Consider the following 15,816-nt stretch of genomic DNA (forward strand, 5'->3'; position numbering starts at 1 on the left):
TGCTTTTAGAGTAATAATTCAAATTAAACCGCTGCGATATAAGTGTGTAAAAATGTGACGCTGCCTGAGTTTTATGTGAATTACTATCATCATTTCTATCATCATTCCCACTCAACCACCTACTTAACATATGAGGTCAGTCACATTCGGCGACCTAAGAAGGGAATGCCTGTGCTTTGCTCAGCCAGTATATAGTATTGAGTTATCGCATTATGCAGATAAAAAACGCCCCTCAAGGTGAGGAGCGCTGTAACACGATTAAGCCTTCGGCGCAGCTACGCCACCTGTCGCTTTTTTTCAGCCTGTCTTTTCTTCTTGCGATATTTAGGGTGGGTGATCGGGATCGCCGACAGCAGTTTCTTGGTGTAGTCGTTCTGCGGGTTAGCGTAGATCTCTTTCGCGCTGCCCGCCTCGACCACCTTACCAAAGTACATCACGGCCACTTTATCCGACACGTGTTTCACCACCGACAAGTCGTGGGAAATAAAGATGATCGCCAGATTCATTTCCTGCTGCAGTTGCAGCAACAAGTTGAGGATTTGCGCCTGCACCGACACATCAAGTGCCGAAACCGATTCATCACAAATCAGCAGCTTGGGCTTAAGGGCTATCGCGCGGGCAATACCAATACGCTGGCGCTGACCACCAGAGAACTCGTGTGGGTAACGGTTCACCGCCGTTTCAGGCAGGCCGACTTTAACCAGCAGTTCCTTGACCCACTGCTTACGCTCTGCCGGCGTACCGACTTTATGGATCACGAACGGCTCTTCCAGGATCATGCCGATGGTATGGCGCTGGTTGAGCGATTCCATCGGATCCTGAAACACGATCTGCATCTCTTTACGCAGCGCGCGCATCTCTTTGACCGAATAATCGGTAATATCCTTACCCTCAAAGAAAATCTGCCCTTCGGTCGGCTCATAAAGCTTTAAAATCGTCCGCCCCAGGGTACTTTTACCACAGCCGGACTCACCAACCAGGCCAAGGGTTTCCCCTTCACCGACCGATAAAGACACCCCATCGACCGCTTTAATGGTATAGCCTTTCTTAAACAGCCCCTTCCCTGACACAAAGTGCTGCTTAAGATTTTCAATTCTTAATACTTCTTTTGCCATAACATCCTCTTTTATGACGCGTTCACTTTGCCATGGTTAGTTGGCAAACATGCTGGCATCAATCGGCTTAATGTCGATCATCTGCTTCGGTTCATTGTCTAAGCTTGGCATCAGGCCCATCAGACGCTCGGTATAAGGGTGTTTGGGATGATCAAACAGTTCAAAAATTTCTGCATTTTCTACGATCCGCCCACCGTACATCACCGCAACATCATCACACACCTCTGCCACGACACCGAGATCGTGGGTGATGAAAATCATCGCCATCCCGGTTTCTTGCTGAAGTTCATTCATAAGCTCAAGAATAGATGCTTGTACCGTAACATCAAGCGCAGTGGTTGGCTCGTCACAGATCAGAATATCCGGTTTGCACGCCAGGGCCATGGCGATCATCACCCGTTGGCGCATCCCGCCGGACAAATTATGCGGGTATTCATTAAGGCGTTTTTCCGGCATCGGGATTTTGACTTTCGCCAGCATCTCTATCGAATAGGCATCACGCTCTTTCTTGTCCAAATCCGGTCGGTGCAGTTCAAGCACCTCGTTAATTTGACGGCCAATAGTGTGCACCGGGTTCAAGGCCGTCATCGGATCCTGGAAAATGATCGAAATACGGTTACCGCGCATGGCATACATTTCCCGGGCCGGCAGAGACACCAAATCGGTACCGCGATACAGCACCTGGCCATTAACAATGTTACCGTACGGTCTGGGTAACAGCCCCATGATCGACATCGAGGTGACACTTTTACCACTGCCCGACTCGCCCACCAGGCCAAGCGTGCGCCCGGCACGAACATCGAAGTTCACGCCATGCAGGACTTTTACCGGGCCATCATCGGTGGTGAACTCCACCTCAAGATCTCTAACACTAAGAATTACATCGTTTTCCATAACACCGCCTTACAACTTATAGGTGTCGTCGATAACCACGACAGGCTCGAACGTCTTACCTGACTTCATCGCTTTTAGGGTTTCTTTTTTCACATCGGGATCAATCCAGTACAAGCCCAGCCCCGGAGCCACGGAAGAAAACAGCGCTGCCGAACGTTTGGTCATCGCCTGTTTCGGGTATTTCAACCAGCGCCAATGCCCCTCACGGGTATAAGGCACCATGTAACCCGGTACAATCACCGCAGCCTGATTGACGATGGTTTGGATCTGGCGGGAGATAGCGCGTTTCTTATCAAGGTCAAATTCGTGCTTGAACGCCATGATCAGCTTATCCAGCTCAGGGGTGCTGTAGTTGGTGAAGTTATTGGTTTGGGGTTTATTGGCATTCACGGAGTGGAAATAGCCCCAGTACTGCGGCACTTCAAAGGTGCCCATGGTCAGGAACGCCACTTCATGCTTTTTCTCCAGCATGTACTTGAATGCCGATGAGCCATCGACCAGGTTGAGGGTAAACTCCAGTCCGGCCAGCTTGGCCTGCTCTTTCAGGAAGGACATCCGCGGTGTATGCACCGCAAAGCTGTAGGTGATGGCAAAGCTCAGGCGCTGGCCTTGGTCGTTGACCCGGATACCCTCTGCATCCAGCTTATCAAACCCGGCCTTGGCAAAGTATTCAGCCGCTTGCCCGGGATCGAACTTCGGCGGCACCGCATCACTCAGATCATACTCACCATGCCCCACACCCAGCGCATTCGGCTGGCGCACGTAATCCCCGCGGGTGATTTTTTCGATCATGCCGTCAAAGTCGGTGGCCAGGGCGACCCCTTTGCGCACATTCAGATCACTCAATAGTGGATTGGCGGTATTCAGCCACAGGCCACCAGCCCCTTGCGGGTACTGGTTATACCCCCAGAACTTGGCGATATAGCCTTTCTGGTAGGGTTCGCTATTCGACTTGTCGTGCCATAAACTCGGCATCACCAGAGCAAACGAATCCAGTTTGCCTTTCTCAAAATGCTTCATAGCGATGTCGTGATCGCGGATCACGGTCATGCGCACTTTTTCCACATTGTAGCGATGCTGATAGTAGCGGTTACTGTAACCCCACCAGTCCTCACCCACGTGCTTAAAGGTGACACTTTTGCCTTTTTTGACGTCATCCAGGTAATAAGCGAACGTGGTCGGCTCACTCTTAAAATTGTATTTGCGCACAAAGTTATCATCAATGCCGTCGCCATTTTCATCCTTGGAAGGATTGGCATAGAAGTGCGCTGGCCGAGGCGTCAGCCCGCCCAGCGAATAAAGCAAATCATCTTTATTTTTTTCGCTCCCGGCCACAAATGCCAGCGTATGCTGATCAAACTTGATCACATCGGCAACTTGCTTGCTGTAATACTCGTTGTACCAGGGGGCGACGATGTCTTTCGAACGGTAAAACTTGAGCATAAAGACAAAATCATCGGCCGTCACCGGCTTGCCGTCTGACCACTTTGCTTGTGGATTAAGCTTGAAATAGACGGTTTTATTGTCGTCACCAAATGCCCACTCGTTGGCCAGATCAGGGATCCATTCCAGCGTGTTGGGATGCATACTGACCAGGTTCGGTACATCATCGGCAAACCACGAGCGCAAACCGGAATTAGAATCGGGCCCGACACTGCGTAGGGTCTGCGGGAAGCTGGACAAATACGTGCGGTAGGTCCCGCCAAACTGAGCCTGTTCCGAAGCAAACAACGGCGCATCCCAGTTGCTCTGCCATTCCAGATCTGCCGGCAGAGTTGCCGACATAACGCCCATACTGATCGCCGTTAGGGTCGATGCCAACAGTAATCTTTTCATAAAATTCCCTTTTTATTGTTCGCTCACAGTGACTGTGTATTAAACATAGCGCGTGAACTTTTTCGGGTCGAATGCCGCCCGAATCGCTTCACCGATAAAGGTCACCATCACCAGGACCAACACGATAGAAGAAACCACCGATGCCACGATCCACGGCGAGTCGAGGTTCGACTTACCCTGTTGCAACAATTCCCCCCAACTAGGGGTCGGCGGCATCAGGCCCAGTCCCAGGTAATCCAGGGCGGTCAGTGCGGTAATGTTGGCTGCGATGGTAAACGGCGCGAGGGTGACGATCATCACCATGGTATTGGGCAGAATATGGTTAAACAGAATGCGCGGAGTGGATGCCCCCAGCGCACGGGCCGCCATCACGTATTCACGCGCGGACTCTTTATAAGTCATGGTGCGCATATACCAGGTCATCCCCATCCAGCCAAACAGCACGTTAATCGCAACAAACAGGCTGAAGGTCGGCTGAACGATTGAGACCAGGATCATGATCACGTACAAGAACGGCACCATCGACCAGATTTCGATCAGGCGCTGGACAAACAGGTCGAACTTACCCCCCCAGAACCCCATCGCACAGCCAACCGCGGTACCGATGGCGTACGAAATCGCCATGGTCATCAAGGCAAAGCCCATCGCGGTACGGAAGCCATACACCAGACGCGCCAGAATGTCGCGGCCAATCACGTCCGTACCCAGATAATGCTGACTTTCGGCACTCGGGGCGGTCGGAGGAAAATCACCGCTGAAATCCTGCTCATACGGATTCCACGGCACGATGGGCAGGATCACGTAGTTATCACCGCCTTCGGCAGCAAATGCCTGCTGGAGCTGGCGGTAATCTGCCTCACTGGATGACGCCTGACCAAACTCACTGCCAAGACGCACGTCACTGACTACCGGGAAAAAATATTCGCCTTCGTATTTCACCACCAGCGCTTTGCTGTTGATCAGCAACTCGGCGAACAAAGAGAGCACCAACATGGTGGTCAGAATAATAAACGACCAGTAACCACGTTTGATCTCTTTGAAGTGACGGAATTTCTTTTGCGTTAACGGGCTGACTTTGATCATGTTACGCTCCAAACTTCACTCGTGGGTCGACTAAAGCGACACAGATGTCAGAAATGATGTTACCTATCAGCAGCAACATCGCATTGATTGCGACAATGCCCATCACCACCGGATAATCCCGCTCCATAATCGACTCATAGCCCAGCAGGCCTATCCCGTCGATATTAAAAATCACCTCAATCAGAAACGCACCGGTCATAAAGAACAGCAGTGAGTTACCAAAGTGGCTGGCAATCGGGATCAGGCTGTTACGCAACGCGTGCTTGCGTACCGCTTTTTTAAACGGCAGGCCTTTGGCGATCGCGGTGCGGATATAATCGGATGACAGGTTTTCCATCAGGTTGTTCTTCATCGTCATCGTCAGCGTGGCGAAATCGCCGATCAGATAACAGATCAACGGCAATACCGCATGCCACATGATGTCCTTCACCTGCTCAAACAGGGTTTCAAAATCATCAAAGTCATCCCCGACAAAGCCCCCCATCGGGAACCACTCAAGGTGATAGCTGAACAACGTGATCAGCAACACCCCAACCACATAGCCTGGCAGGGCGTAACCGACAAAAATCAGGATCGAGGACGCCGAATCAAACACCGAGCCATGTTTAAGCGCCTTGTAATACCCCAGCGGGATCGAGATAAAATAGCTGATGAAAAAAGTCATGCCGCCATAAAACAGCGACACCGGTAATCGCTCGGCAATCATATCCGAGACCGGCTCGTAGTAACGGGTCGACTCACCGAAATCGAGCACCACCAGGCGGCTTAGCCAGTCGATGTACGCTTCGGTCACCGGCTTGTCCAGACCATAAAACGCATTCAGTTCGGCAATCTGGTCTTCAGACAGCGCCGTGTTCCCTCCCGCCGACGTCATGGCCGCCGCACCATCGCCTTGCGACTGCATTTGCGACAGCATACGTTCAACCGGGCCACCGGGTACAAAACGGGTAATGGCGAAGATCAGGATGGTAATCCCCAAGAAGGTGGGTACGACCAACGCGAGTCGGCGTAAAAAATATGACAGCATATACAACTTACTCCATGTCCACTGTCCATTTATCAGGCAGATTGAGAGGATAATTTCCGGCCTAAAATGGCGCATACTTATACAGCGGTAACCAAAGCTATTGAAACGCGCTCCCTTCGCTTCAGTACGCAGTTTTTTCTACTACCGCAATAATCTCAGCGTCATATTTATCTCGAAACTCGATTTGCTTCAAGTATTTGCTGCCAAAACATGACAAACTCCCTCCGACATAAAAAAAAATGGAACTTTTATAAAAAAAGATAAAAACCCGCAAAAACCATTCATACAGCAGATCAATCTGGGCATATTAGAGTCAAAGGCCTAAATAAAAATGCAATATGGCAACATATTTAGACACCTCCAGTGTCGGCAATTTGGACACTAAAACGCCAATGAGCCCTTTAAGCACAAAGGGTATCAATATCTGATACCAACAGACAAAACTGGGTTAACATGCGCTGCATGGATGAAAAAAACCACCTCAGAACTTTATGCTAATAATTTCCTATTTTACAGAGGCGTCCCCCCCATTGGAAAGCAGACACAATATAAGTCATTAAACTTTACAACAAACACAAAATACGGTGTTTTATTAAGATTTGATCTCGATTAAGCAATAGATTTCAGAAAATTATTCTATGATTCAGGTCACATTTGGTCATTTACATCTTTTTTACATTTCTTTATCTCTGTTTACCACTGGTTTGACTTCCTCTTTTCTTCTCAGGTATACATTGCCGCAGCGTTAACGAAATATTAACGTCACAAACGGTCAATTAATGACCGCGCATAGGAAATAATAATAATCGGAGCAACAAGGATGTATAAAAACACAACCGCTTTATCTGTTGCGATCAGCCTGGCATTGGGCACGGTAGCAGTGGCACCATTCGCAGCTCAGGCAGAAGAGCAACAAGTCGAAAAACTCCAGAAGATGAAAGTAACCGGTTCGCGTATCTCAACGACGGACATGGAAGGGCCTTCCCCTGTTACCGTAATCAACAGCAAAGATATTGAATCAAAAGGTTTCAATAGTGCGCAGGATATCTTAAACAGTTTGACTCAGAACACCGGTGGTGTAATGGCGCAAACGAACTCCTTCTCATTTACTCCTGCGGCGCAATCGGTCAACCTCCGTGGCCTGGGTGCATCCCGTACCCTAATTTTGATTGATGGCCGTCGTCTTCCTCAATACCCACTGGCAGCAGGTGGCACGTCTAACTTCCAAGATATTGGTCAGATTCCGGTCGCGGCGATCGAGCGCGTAGAAGTGATGACTGACTCTGGTTCTGCGATCTACGGTTCTGATGCAATCGGTGGTGTCGTTAACTTCATCCTGAAAAAAGACTTTGATGGCGTGTCTGTTAAAGTTCGTGCCGGTGATGCGACCGATGGCGGTTATAAAAATGGCCGACTAGACATCGTTGCGGGTAAAGACTACGACGACAAACGCATTTTGTTCGTTGGTCAGTTCGCTGGCAACGAAATGCTTAAGCAAAGCGACCGTGACTGGGCGGGGAATGACAACTCAAACCGTTCACACATCAGCGGTTACTCTAGCTACGGTGCGAACTTCTATGGTCAAGACGGATCGCATTTAACCCCAGCGGATGAAGGCTCTTCCTGTAAAGAGGTCGTGGGTGAACACGGCGTAGACCGCGCTGATGGCAAATGTGGGTTCAACCGCTCGGCATACCGCACGCTGAAACCTGAAAACAAACAATTTGATTTATTGCTTCGTGGTGAAATGGACGTTAATGACGATCTCACGGCGATGGCAGAAGCACGTTTGGGCTACAAATCAACTGAGTCAGAGTTCGAACCAAATCCGTACAACGTCGAAGTAGATGAAAACCATTTCCGTGGTGCGGGTGAATACACACGTCGTATGGTGGAGTTTGGCCCACGAGAAAGCAACACTGAAGCAAACTCATTTGGCCTGACGGTTGGTTTGAACGGCCTGTTGGCTGATGCCTACGACTGGGATCTGTATGCGAGCTACTCAGAGCAAAATGTTGACACGGATAATCCGGCTATCTACAACACGCTAGACCAGGCAGTACAAGATGGTGATGTAGATCTACTGGGGCCAATTTCTCAAGAAACCGTTGATAAATATACGGGTAAATCTGAAAAAGAGGCTTACTCTAAACTTTACTCACTGAATGGCTCTATCGCTGGTGACCTTGTTGAACTTCCTGCCGGCACTTCAGGCTTCGCGGTTTACGGTGAGTGGAACCGTACGGATTACAACGAAAGCATTGATGCAACCACAGCGGCGGGCGGTTTCTCTGGCCTGGGCGGCACCTCTGGTGGTGGTGAGCGTGATCAGATTGGTCTTGGTGCGGAAGCGCTAATCCCGATCATCGAAGATCTAGAAATGACAATCGCTGGCCGTTACGACCACTACTTCGATGACTCAGCCACAGGTGGTGCATTTACACCGAAGGTGTCTCTAGCCTACCGTCCAACCGATACTTTACTACTGCGTGGTAGTTACGGCCTGGGCTTCCGTGCCCCAGACTTGAAGCGTCTGTTTGGTCAAGAGACACGAGGCTTTGGCTCAGGTTTCGACCCGGTACTGTGTGCTCAAGCTGGCGGTAGTGGCCCACAAGATGCGGATCAATACCCAGAGTGTGATACCCAATACTTTGACACGGTCAACGGCCCTAACTCAGAGCTGAAAGAAGAAACAAGTGAAAACATCAACTTAGGTATTGCATGGGAGCCTGTTGATGATCTTGGCGTGACGGTTGACTGGTACCACATCAAGATGGAAGACGTGGTAACCGCACCTAGCTACCAAGACGTTATCAATGATCCAGGTAAATACCCAGGTACGGAAGTGGTACGTAACGCAGACGGTACGATTAAATCTGTCTCTTACGGTCCGGTAAACCAATCGTTTGAAAAACGTTCTGGTATTGACCTGGCTGTACGTTACGCATACGACACCAACTCGATGGGTTCATTCAGCTCTCGTCTGGCTGTAACCAAAGTCCTAATTGCGGAATATCAAGAAAATGATCGTGAACCAGTTATCGACGAAACAGACTTCATGCCTGAATACACCGCAACACTAAACCTGGGCTGGGTATACGAAGACGTATCTCTGAACCTGTTCGGTAAATACCGTGACCGCATGTGTTCTAGCTACGCTAACCAATACTACTTTGACAACTGTCAAGAAGCCAAAGATGCAGGTTACCGCGCTGAAATCGCCAGCATGACGACTTGGAACCTAACCGCGTCTTACCAGTTCAATGAAAGTGGTCGTGTAACGCTTGGTGCCATCAACCTGTTTGATAAAGCGCCACCAGCAGATCCACTTAACGATACTTCACCATTCTACGCTGACGAGTACGACGATCCAGTCGGCCGCCAGGTATACATCGAAGCAGCATACGACTTCTAATAATAACTTTGGCGCGGAAATTTCCGCGCCCTTTTCGACTGACTTAAACACTGACAAGGATGCAACATGAAATTCAAGGAATTTGGCCTTAGTGCTATCGCCGCAGCATTGCTCTCTATCAGCAGTGCTTCTATTGCGGCAGACTCAGGTACTGTTGTCTCAAAGCAAGCAAAAGCAAACAAGTCTTCTGAAGCATCTCAGCTAAAAATTGATGACTACGCTGAAAGCACCGAAGGCATGCTGGCTGAATACAAAGGCTTACTGCGTCAAATCGACAGCATGAAAGTCTACAATGAGCAAATCAACCGTATGGTTCAATCTCAGCAGGGTGAACTGGACTCATTAAATAACCAGATCGCACAAATCGATCAGACGGCCACTGAGGTGGTACCGCTAACGCTGAAGATGATCGATGCCCTGGATGAGTTCGTCATGCTGGATCTGCCGTTTCAGACTAAAGAGCGTAACAAGCGGGTTGCTGAACTGCGCCGCCTGATGGATCGCGCCGACGTTACCACTTCAGAAAAATTCCGCAAAGTGATGGAAGCGTATCAAATCGAAGAAGGCTTCTCGCGCTCGATCGAGTCTTACAAAGCCAGCCTCGACCGCGATGGTAAGATCGTCACCTACGACTTCCTGCGACTTGGCCGTTCCGCGCTGCTGTTCCAATCTCCGGATGGCAAGGAAACCGGTATGTGGAACCAACAAACCCGTCAATGGGAATCACTACCAGAAAGCTACCGTATCGCTGTACAGCAAGGCATTCGCATCGCTAAGAAACAGGCGCCACCAGCGCTGATCAAATTGCCTGTATTTGCTGGGGAGAAATAAGACATGAAAGGATTCAAAACACTAGCTGCTGGCCTGCTGGCCAGCCTCTTTATGCTTTCCGGCGCACATGCCGAAACACCACAATCGCTGAATGAACTACTGAAAAGCGTCAAATCAGAAAGCATTATTGAATCAAAAGAAAACAAAGCCCGTGAGGCCGAGTTCAGACAAAACCGCAATCAGCAAGCGGCGCTGCTTAAGCAAGCCCGCGCCGAATTGGCAGCCGAGCAAAAACTTGGTGACCAGCTCAAGGCCACCTTTGATGGCAACGATAAAAAGCTGACCGAGCTGACCGAAACCCTGCGTGTGCGCTCCGGCACACTGGGCGAAATGTTTGGTGTGGTTCGCCAGTACGCCAGCGAGTTCAAAGGGCTATTCGCGGCATCGCAAAATGCGGTTCAGTTCCCCGAGCGCGATGCACTGCTGACCAAACTGGCTGAGAGTAAAGAACTGCCTTCGACCCAGGAGCTTGAAGCGTTCTGGCATACGATTCTACAGCAAGTGGTGGCCTCAGGTGAAACCAGCACCACCCAGGCGACGGTTGTCTATGGTGAAGGTAATGAAGCCGTGACTGACGTGACCCTGATCGGTGAGTTCAACGCCATTGCCGATGGCAAATACGTTACTTACGTGCCTCAAACCGCCAAGTTTGAAGAACTGTCGCGCCAGCCATCAAAAAACATTACCCGTCACGTTGCGGGATTCGAAAATGCCTCGGGCACCTATGAGCCTCTGTTCCTTGACCCGTCTCGCGGGGTGATTCTTTCCCTGCTAGTACAAAGCCCGACCGTTCAGGAACGGATTGATCAGGGTGGTATTGTCGGTTACGTGATCCTGAGTATGGGTGCCGTCGGTGCATTGGTTGCCCTGTTCTGTTACCTGCGCCTGCTGGTGATCGGTGGCAAGATGCGCAAACAAGCCAAGAGCGATACGGTTATCCCTGGCAACCCATTGGGTGAAGTGATCCAAGCTTATCAGGATCACAAAGGTGACAACCTGGAGGATCTGGAAGCGAAACTGGATGAGATTATCCTGCGTAACGCCCCAAGCATTGAGCGTTTCATTAGTTCAATCAAACTGTTTGCCTCCGTTGCGCCGCTACTTGGCCTGCTTGGTACGGTAATGGGGATGATCGGCACCTTCCAGGCAATCACCCTGTTTGGTACCGGTGACCCGAAACTGATGGCCGGCGGCATCTCGGAAGCTCTGGTGACGACGATGTTAGGTCTGGTTGTCGCAATTCCTCTGCTGTTCCTGTACACCCTCGTACACAGCAAAGGCCGCCGTTTGGTTCAAACTCTTGAAGAACAGAGTGCAGGTTTCATCGCTCGCTATCAGGAAAAACTGCATAAAGCCGAAAGTTAAGGAGGCGCTATGTGGTGGTTAATTGGAGAACTTGAATCGATTAGACGCTTCTTGGGCATGGGTGGCGAGGTACTCGTCGCCATCTTTATCCTCAGCCTCATGTTATGGGCCGTATTGTTAGAGCGCTGGTTTTACTTTGTGGCCGTTGCGCCCAAAGCAAGAAAAAAAGCCGTGAGCCTCTGGCAGCAGCGACCAGAACACCAAAGCTGGAATGCCAAAATGATCCGACAAGAAATCGTTTCTCGCCAGGACATGGAAAACCGAAAAGGGTTGCCGATCGTGAAAGTACTGATCGCACTTTGCCCGCTCCTTGGCCTGCTCGGCACGGTGGTCGGTATGATCCAGGTGTTTGATATTTTGGCTGTAACCGGAACAGGAAGCCCTCGAGCTATGGCCTCGGGGATCTCAAAGGCAACAATCCCCACGCTTGCGGGAATGGTGGCATCATTATCAGGACTGTTTTTTAGCTCACGTCTTGATCATTTAGCCAAAGTTACCACGCAAAAGCTGGAAGATAAGCTTAAGCACATTGCCTGATGTAAATGGAATTAGAGGTATAGGTCATGAAAAGACGCTATAGCAGCGATAGCAACGACGAAACCGCTATCGACATGACACCGATGCTCGACATCGTATTTATCATGCTGATCTTCTTTATCGTAACAACATCGTTTGTTAAAGAAGCCGGTATTGATGTAAACCGCCCCAGTGCCAGCACCGCACAGACCGTGAAAAAGGGCAACATTATGGTTGCGGTCGGCGCAGCCGGTGACGTATGGGTAGATAAACGCCGCATTGAAGTGGATGCCGTGCGCGCCAACATCGAACGCCTGCGGGCAGAAAGCCCGGATGGCGCTGTGGTTATCCAGGCCGATCAAGAAGCCAATGCCGGTGTCGTCGTCAAGGTGATGGACCAGATCCGAATGGCAGGTGTCCAAAGCATCTCCATTGCCGCTACCAATAAGGATTAAGCCTATGCGGTATCTGGCCTCACTTGCACTGGCGCTCGTTGTCTCTCTCGGATTGTTCTGGGGGATGGACAAGCTGGTAAACAAAGAGCGCCACGAACTCACATCGAATGAAGACCTACGTATGGTGGACTTCATTCGCGTGAAACCGGACGAAAAAGTACAGGAAAAGAAACGCGAACTACCAAAACTGCCACCGCCGAAACGCCCGCCGCCGCCACCGGAAATGAAGGTGACGTCAACGGTCAAACCGGTAATGGAACAAGTTCCGATGGACATGCCTGATTTGGATCTGCCTGTCAACGTTACCGGCGGTTCCGTGCTTGGTCACTACTCTCAGGGTGGAAGCGCACAATTGGCCGGTAACGGAGGTCCAACACCGTTGGCAACCTTCCAACCGCAGATGCCAAGAAAAGCCGCTAAAGCAGGGATTGAAAAAGGCGTTGTCTTACTTGAGTTTACCGTTAATCAGCGGGGTTCTGTGGAAGACATCAAAATCGTCAAAGAAGATCCACGTCGCCTCGGACTGGGTAAAGCCGCCAAAAAAACGGTTTCAAAATGGACCTTTAAACCTAAGCTGGTTGATGGGAAGCCCGTCAGTGCTCGTCTAGCACAAGAGATTGAATTTTCAATCAACTAAGGAGTCACGATGAAAAAGTTATGGAAAAACAGAGTGGCTTCTTTAATTCTCCTTGCAGGTGTGGCGTTAGCCACGCCTGCAATGGCGAAAGAAGCCCCTCAGCTATCAGACCGCACATTTCGTACCGTCAATAAAGTCCAGGAGCTGATTGCAACAGAAAAGTACGCCGCAGCGGCCGAAAAGCTAACCAGCGCCTTGGAAAGTACCACGTCAAAGAAATATGATCGTGCGGTCTTATTACAGCAGATGGGTTTTTTGTACTCTCTGCAAGACAATTACGCCAAGGCATCCCAGTACTTTGCAAAATCGTTAAAGCAAGATGCGCTCCCGGTTCCTGTCGCGCAGCAAGTGCGCTACAGCCTGGCTCAGCTTTACCTGGCGGAAGAGGAGTTCCAGTTATCCGTTGATACCATGAATAAGTGGTTCAAAATAGCTGAAACAACAGACGAGAAACCACAAGCTCACGCTTACATCACCCTGGCCAGTGCCTACGTCCAAATGGAAGATTACAGAAAAGCAATCCCGCCAACCAAAAAGGCGATTGCAATGAGTAAGAATCCAAGTGAATCGTGGTACTTAATTTTAATGGCTTCCCATTATGAATTAGGTCAGTTGAAAAGTGTCGCTAGCGTATTAAAGACATTGACATCGAAATACCCGAGTAAAAAACGTTACTGGATGCAGCTTTCCGGCGTATACATGGAGCTAAACCAGGAACGTAACTCTCTGGCGGCCCTGGAAGTGGTTTACAAAATGGGCAAATTGGAAGGGGAAAAAGAGTATCTTCGCTTCGTGAACTTTTTGGCCTATCAGGGCATTCCATATAAAGCCGCGAAAGTACTGCAACTGGAAATTGCCAACGGAAATATAGAAGCCACGAAGGAGAACTACGAAAGGCTGGCCAGTTTCTGGCAGCAAGCGAAAGAGCTTGACGAGTCTATTGTGGCTTATACAAAAGCCTTTGACTTAAAACCAACAGCCGGAACCCAAATTCAGATTGCACGTTTGATGATTCAAGCCAAAAAGTACTCTGATGCAACGGTGTTTGTCAGTACCTCGGCACCCGACGCCTCAAAAGAGCAAAAAGCAGAGTTAGCGTACATTCGTGGTATGGCTTTCTTTGAGCTAAAACAGCCGAACAGAGCGCTGCAAGCCATGCGAAGTGCCGCTCAGTCTCCGAATATGAAAACGGTCGTCAGACCGTGGATCAATTTCCTGGAGACGCAAGGATAACCTGACTAACTAAGCCGCTGGCTTGATGATGGAAGGTTTAAGTGTGAGTCAGTCGCACGCCTGGGGAAGTGAAAGCTTCCCCTTTTTTCGTGACCACGCAAACGCCCCCGGCAGCAAAAGCGCCAGAAGATCATCTGGCAACCCGGCAAAGATCGTGATACTCTTCGCCTCCATTTTTCTGGCGGGATAATCACCAACCAACCGATCACATCGGGGCGTAGTCCTGGCCAGTTCGAACGTAATTCACCATGTCGGGCATCTCCTTCGACATGCACCAATCCAACCAAAGTGGAACAGTACAATGGGCAAAGGTACTCTCTATATCGTATCTGCACCAAGCGGCGCAGGTAAATCCAGCTTAATCTCAGCGATGTTGGAACGTAACCCGACGTATGCGATGAAAGTGTCAGTATCACACACCACTCGTGATAAACGCCCGGGTGAAGAGAACGGAGTCCACTACCATTTTGTCGCCAAGCATGAGTTTGAAGCTCTGATCGGACAAGGTGACTTCCTGGAATACGCTGAAGTATTTGGTAACTACTACGGCACCTCCCGGGCCTGGATTGAAGAAACGTTAGAAAAAGGCATCGATGTCTTTCTGGACATCGACTGGCAGGGTGCACGCCAGATCCGTACGCAAATGCCACAAGCCAAAAGTATCTTCATCCTGCCACCATCCAATGGTGAACTGGAGCGCCGTCTGAATACCCGCGGCCAGGATAGTGATGAAGTGATTGCCAAACGTATGGCCGAAGCCAAATCGGAAATCTCTCACTATAACGAGTACGACTACGTGATCGTCAATGATGATTTTGATACAGCATTAGTCGACTTTAAAGCCATCCTGCGCGCGGAAAGATTGAAGGAAGAAAAACAGGCTGCCAAATATAAAGGTATGCTTGACGCACTGCTGGCAGACTAGTTCTGGATAGGGGCCGAAATAACCCTGCAGTTGGAAGTTATTTGGCCTCGATACAAATTTTCGCTTCTTTATTCCGCTAAGGAAGCTTATATTGCTTATATAGGTTACATGTCTTATCGCTAGTAAATAACTCGCTGAGACTGTATACTTTCTCGTCATTAAAAATTTAGTTAACTATTTGGAGTCCTCATGGCACGCGTAACTGTTCAAGACGCTGTTGAAAAAGTTGGCAACCGTTTCGACCTAGTACTGATTGCGGCTCGCCGCGCTCGTCAAATGCAAACTGGCGGTAAAGATGCACTAGTGCCAGAAGAGAACGATAAGCCGACGGTTATCGCTCTGCGCGAAATCGAAGAAGGTTTGATCACAAAAGAAGTTCTGGATGCTCGCGAGCGTCAGGAACAGCAAGAGCAAGAAGCAGCAGAATTGGCGGCAGTAAGCAGCATCGCTCACAACCGTTAATTCCGACTTTAGCCATCCACAA

Annotated in this window: 14 protein-coding genes; 9 read left to right on the plus strand and 5 right to left on the minus strand. The window is 49.7% G+C overall.

What is annotated here, in order from left to right; translation table 11 throughout:
- Window positions 1-275: 275 nt before the first annotated feature.
- Genes P2G85_RS09585 through P2G85_RS09605 form a run of 5 tightly spaced genes read right to left on the minus strand, consistent with a single transcriptional unit; the run spans window position 276 to window position 5,955 of the window.
- Window positions 276-1,115 (minus strand): ATP-binding cassette domain-containing protein, encoded by an 840-nt coding sequence (locus tag P2G85_RS09585; RefSeq protein WP_275863880.1) that lies wholly within the window; start codon window positions 1,113-1,115, stop codon window positions 276-278.
- Between the two features lie 36 nt (window positions 1,116-1,151).
- Window positions 1,152-2,009, minus strand: coding sequence for an ABC transporter ATP-binding protein (locus tag P2G85_RS09590; RefSeq protein ID WP_275863881.1), 858 nt, complete (start codon window positions 2,007-2,009; stop codon window positions 1,152-1,154).
- 9 nt (window positions 2,010-2,018) lie between these two features.
- Window positions 2,019-3,845, minus strand: a complete 1,827-nt coding sequence (locus P2G85_RS09595) for an extracellular solute-binding protein (RefSeq protein ID WP_275863882.1) — start codon at window positions 3,843-3,845, stop codon at window positions 2,019-2,021.
- A 39-nt stretch (window positions 3,846-3,884) separates the two neighbouring features.
- Window positions 3,885-4,928 carry an ABC transporter permease subunit gene (locus tag P2G85_RS09600; protein WP_275863883.1) on the minus strand — a complete coding sequence of 348 codons (1,044 nt, stop codon included), beginning with the start codon at window positions 4,926-4,928 and terminating at the stop codon, window positions 3,885-3,887.
- A gap of 1 nt (window position 4,929) precedes the next feature.
- On the minus strand, window positions 4,930-5,955 hold the full coding sequence (locus P2G85_RS09605) for an ABC transporter permease subunit (protein WP_275863884.1): 1,026 nt from the start codon (window positions 5,953-5,955) through the stop codon (window positions 4,930-4,932).
- 820 nt (window positions 5,956-6,775) lie between these two features.
- On the opposite strand from P2G85_RS09605, the gene P2G85_RS09610 reads away from it, so the two are divergent.
- The 9 genes from P2G85_RS09610 to rpoZ all read left to right on the plus strand — a co-directional run bounded on the left by P2G85_RS09610 (window position 6,776) and on the right by rpoZ (window position 15,794).
- Window positions 6,776-9,370, plus strand: a complete 2,595-nt coding sequence (locus P2G85_RS09610; RefSeq protein WP_275863885.1) for a TonB-dependent receptor — start codon at window positions 6,776-6,778, stop codon at window positions 9,368-9,370.
- A 66-nt stretch (window positions 9,371-9,436) separates the two neighbouring features.
- Complete coding sequence (locus tag P2G85_RS09615; RefSeq protein WP_275863886.1) at window positions 9,437-10,201, plus strand: DUF3450 domain-containing protein; 765 nt, start codon at window positions 9,437-9,439, stop codon at window positions 10,199-10,201.
- A gap of 3 nt (window positions 10,202-10,204) precedes the next feature.
- Entirely contained in the window at window positions 10,205-11,566 is a 1,362-nt protein-coding gene (locus tag P2G85_RS09620; RefSeq protein WP_275863887.1) for a MotA/TolQ/ExbB proton channel family protein, read from the plus strand.
- Between the two features lie 9 nt (window positions 11,567-11,575).
- Entirely contained in the window at window positions 11,576-12,103 is a 528-nt protein-coding gene (locus P2G85_RS09625) for a MotA/TolQ/ExbB proton channel family protein (protein ID WP_275863888.1), read from the plus strand.
- 26 nt (window positions 12,104-12,129) lie between these two features.
- Window positions 12,130-12,537, plus strand: coding sequence for a biopolymer transporter ExbD (locus P2G85_RS09630; RefSeq protein ID WP_275863889.1), 408 nt, complete (start codon window positions 12,130-12,132; stop codon window positions 12,535-12,537).
- 4 nt (window positions 12,538-12,541) lie between these two features.
- A complete protein-coding gene (locus P2G85_RS09635) occupies window positions 12,542-13,174 on the plus strand; it encodes an energy transducer TonB (protein ID WP_275863890.1) in 633 nt (210 codons plus the stop codon).
- Window positions 13,175-13,183: 9 nt separating this feature from the next.
- On the plus strand, window positions 13,184-14,407 hold the full coding sequence (locus P2G85_RS09640) for a hypothetical protein (RefSeq protein ID WP_275863891.1): 1,224 nt from the start codon (window positions 13,184-13,186) through the stop codon (window positions 14,405-14,407).
- A gap of 301 nt (window positions 14,408-14,708) precedes the next feature.
- A complete protein-coding gene (gene gmk, locus P2G85_RS09645) occupies window positions 14,709-15,332 on the plus strand; it encodes a guanylate kinase (protein WP_275863892.1) in 624 nt (207 codons plus the stop codon).
- A gap of 189 nt (window positions 15,333-15,521) precedes the next feature.
- Window positions 15,522-15,794: a DNA-directed RNA polymerase subunit omega gene (gene rpoZ, locus P2G85_RS09650; protein ID WP_005379346.1), complete on the plus strand. Its 273-nt coding sequence runs from the start codon at window positions 15,522-15,524 to the stop codon at window positions 15,792-15,794.
- Window positions 15,795-15,816 lie beyond the last annotated feature (22 nt).

This window comes from Vibrio sp. CAU 1672 (genome assembly GCF_029223195.1).
In the GTDB taxonomy this organism is placed as follows: Bacteria; Pseudomonadota; Gammaproteobacteria; order Enterobacterales; family Vibrionaceae; genus Vibrio.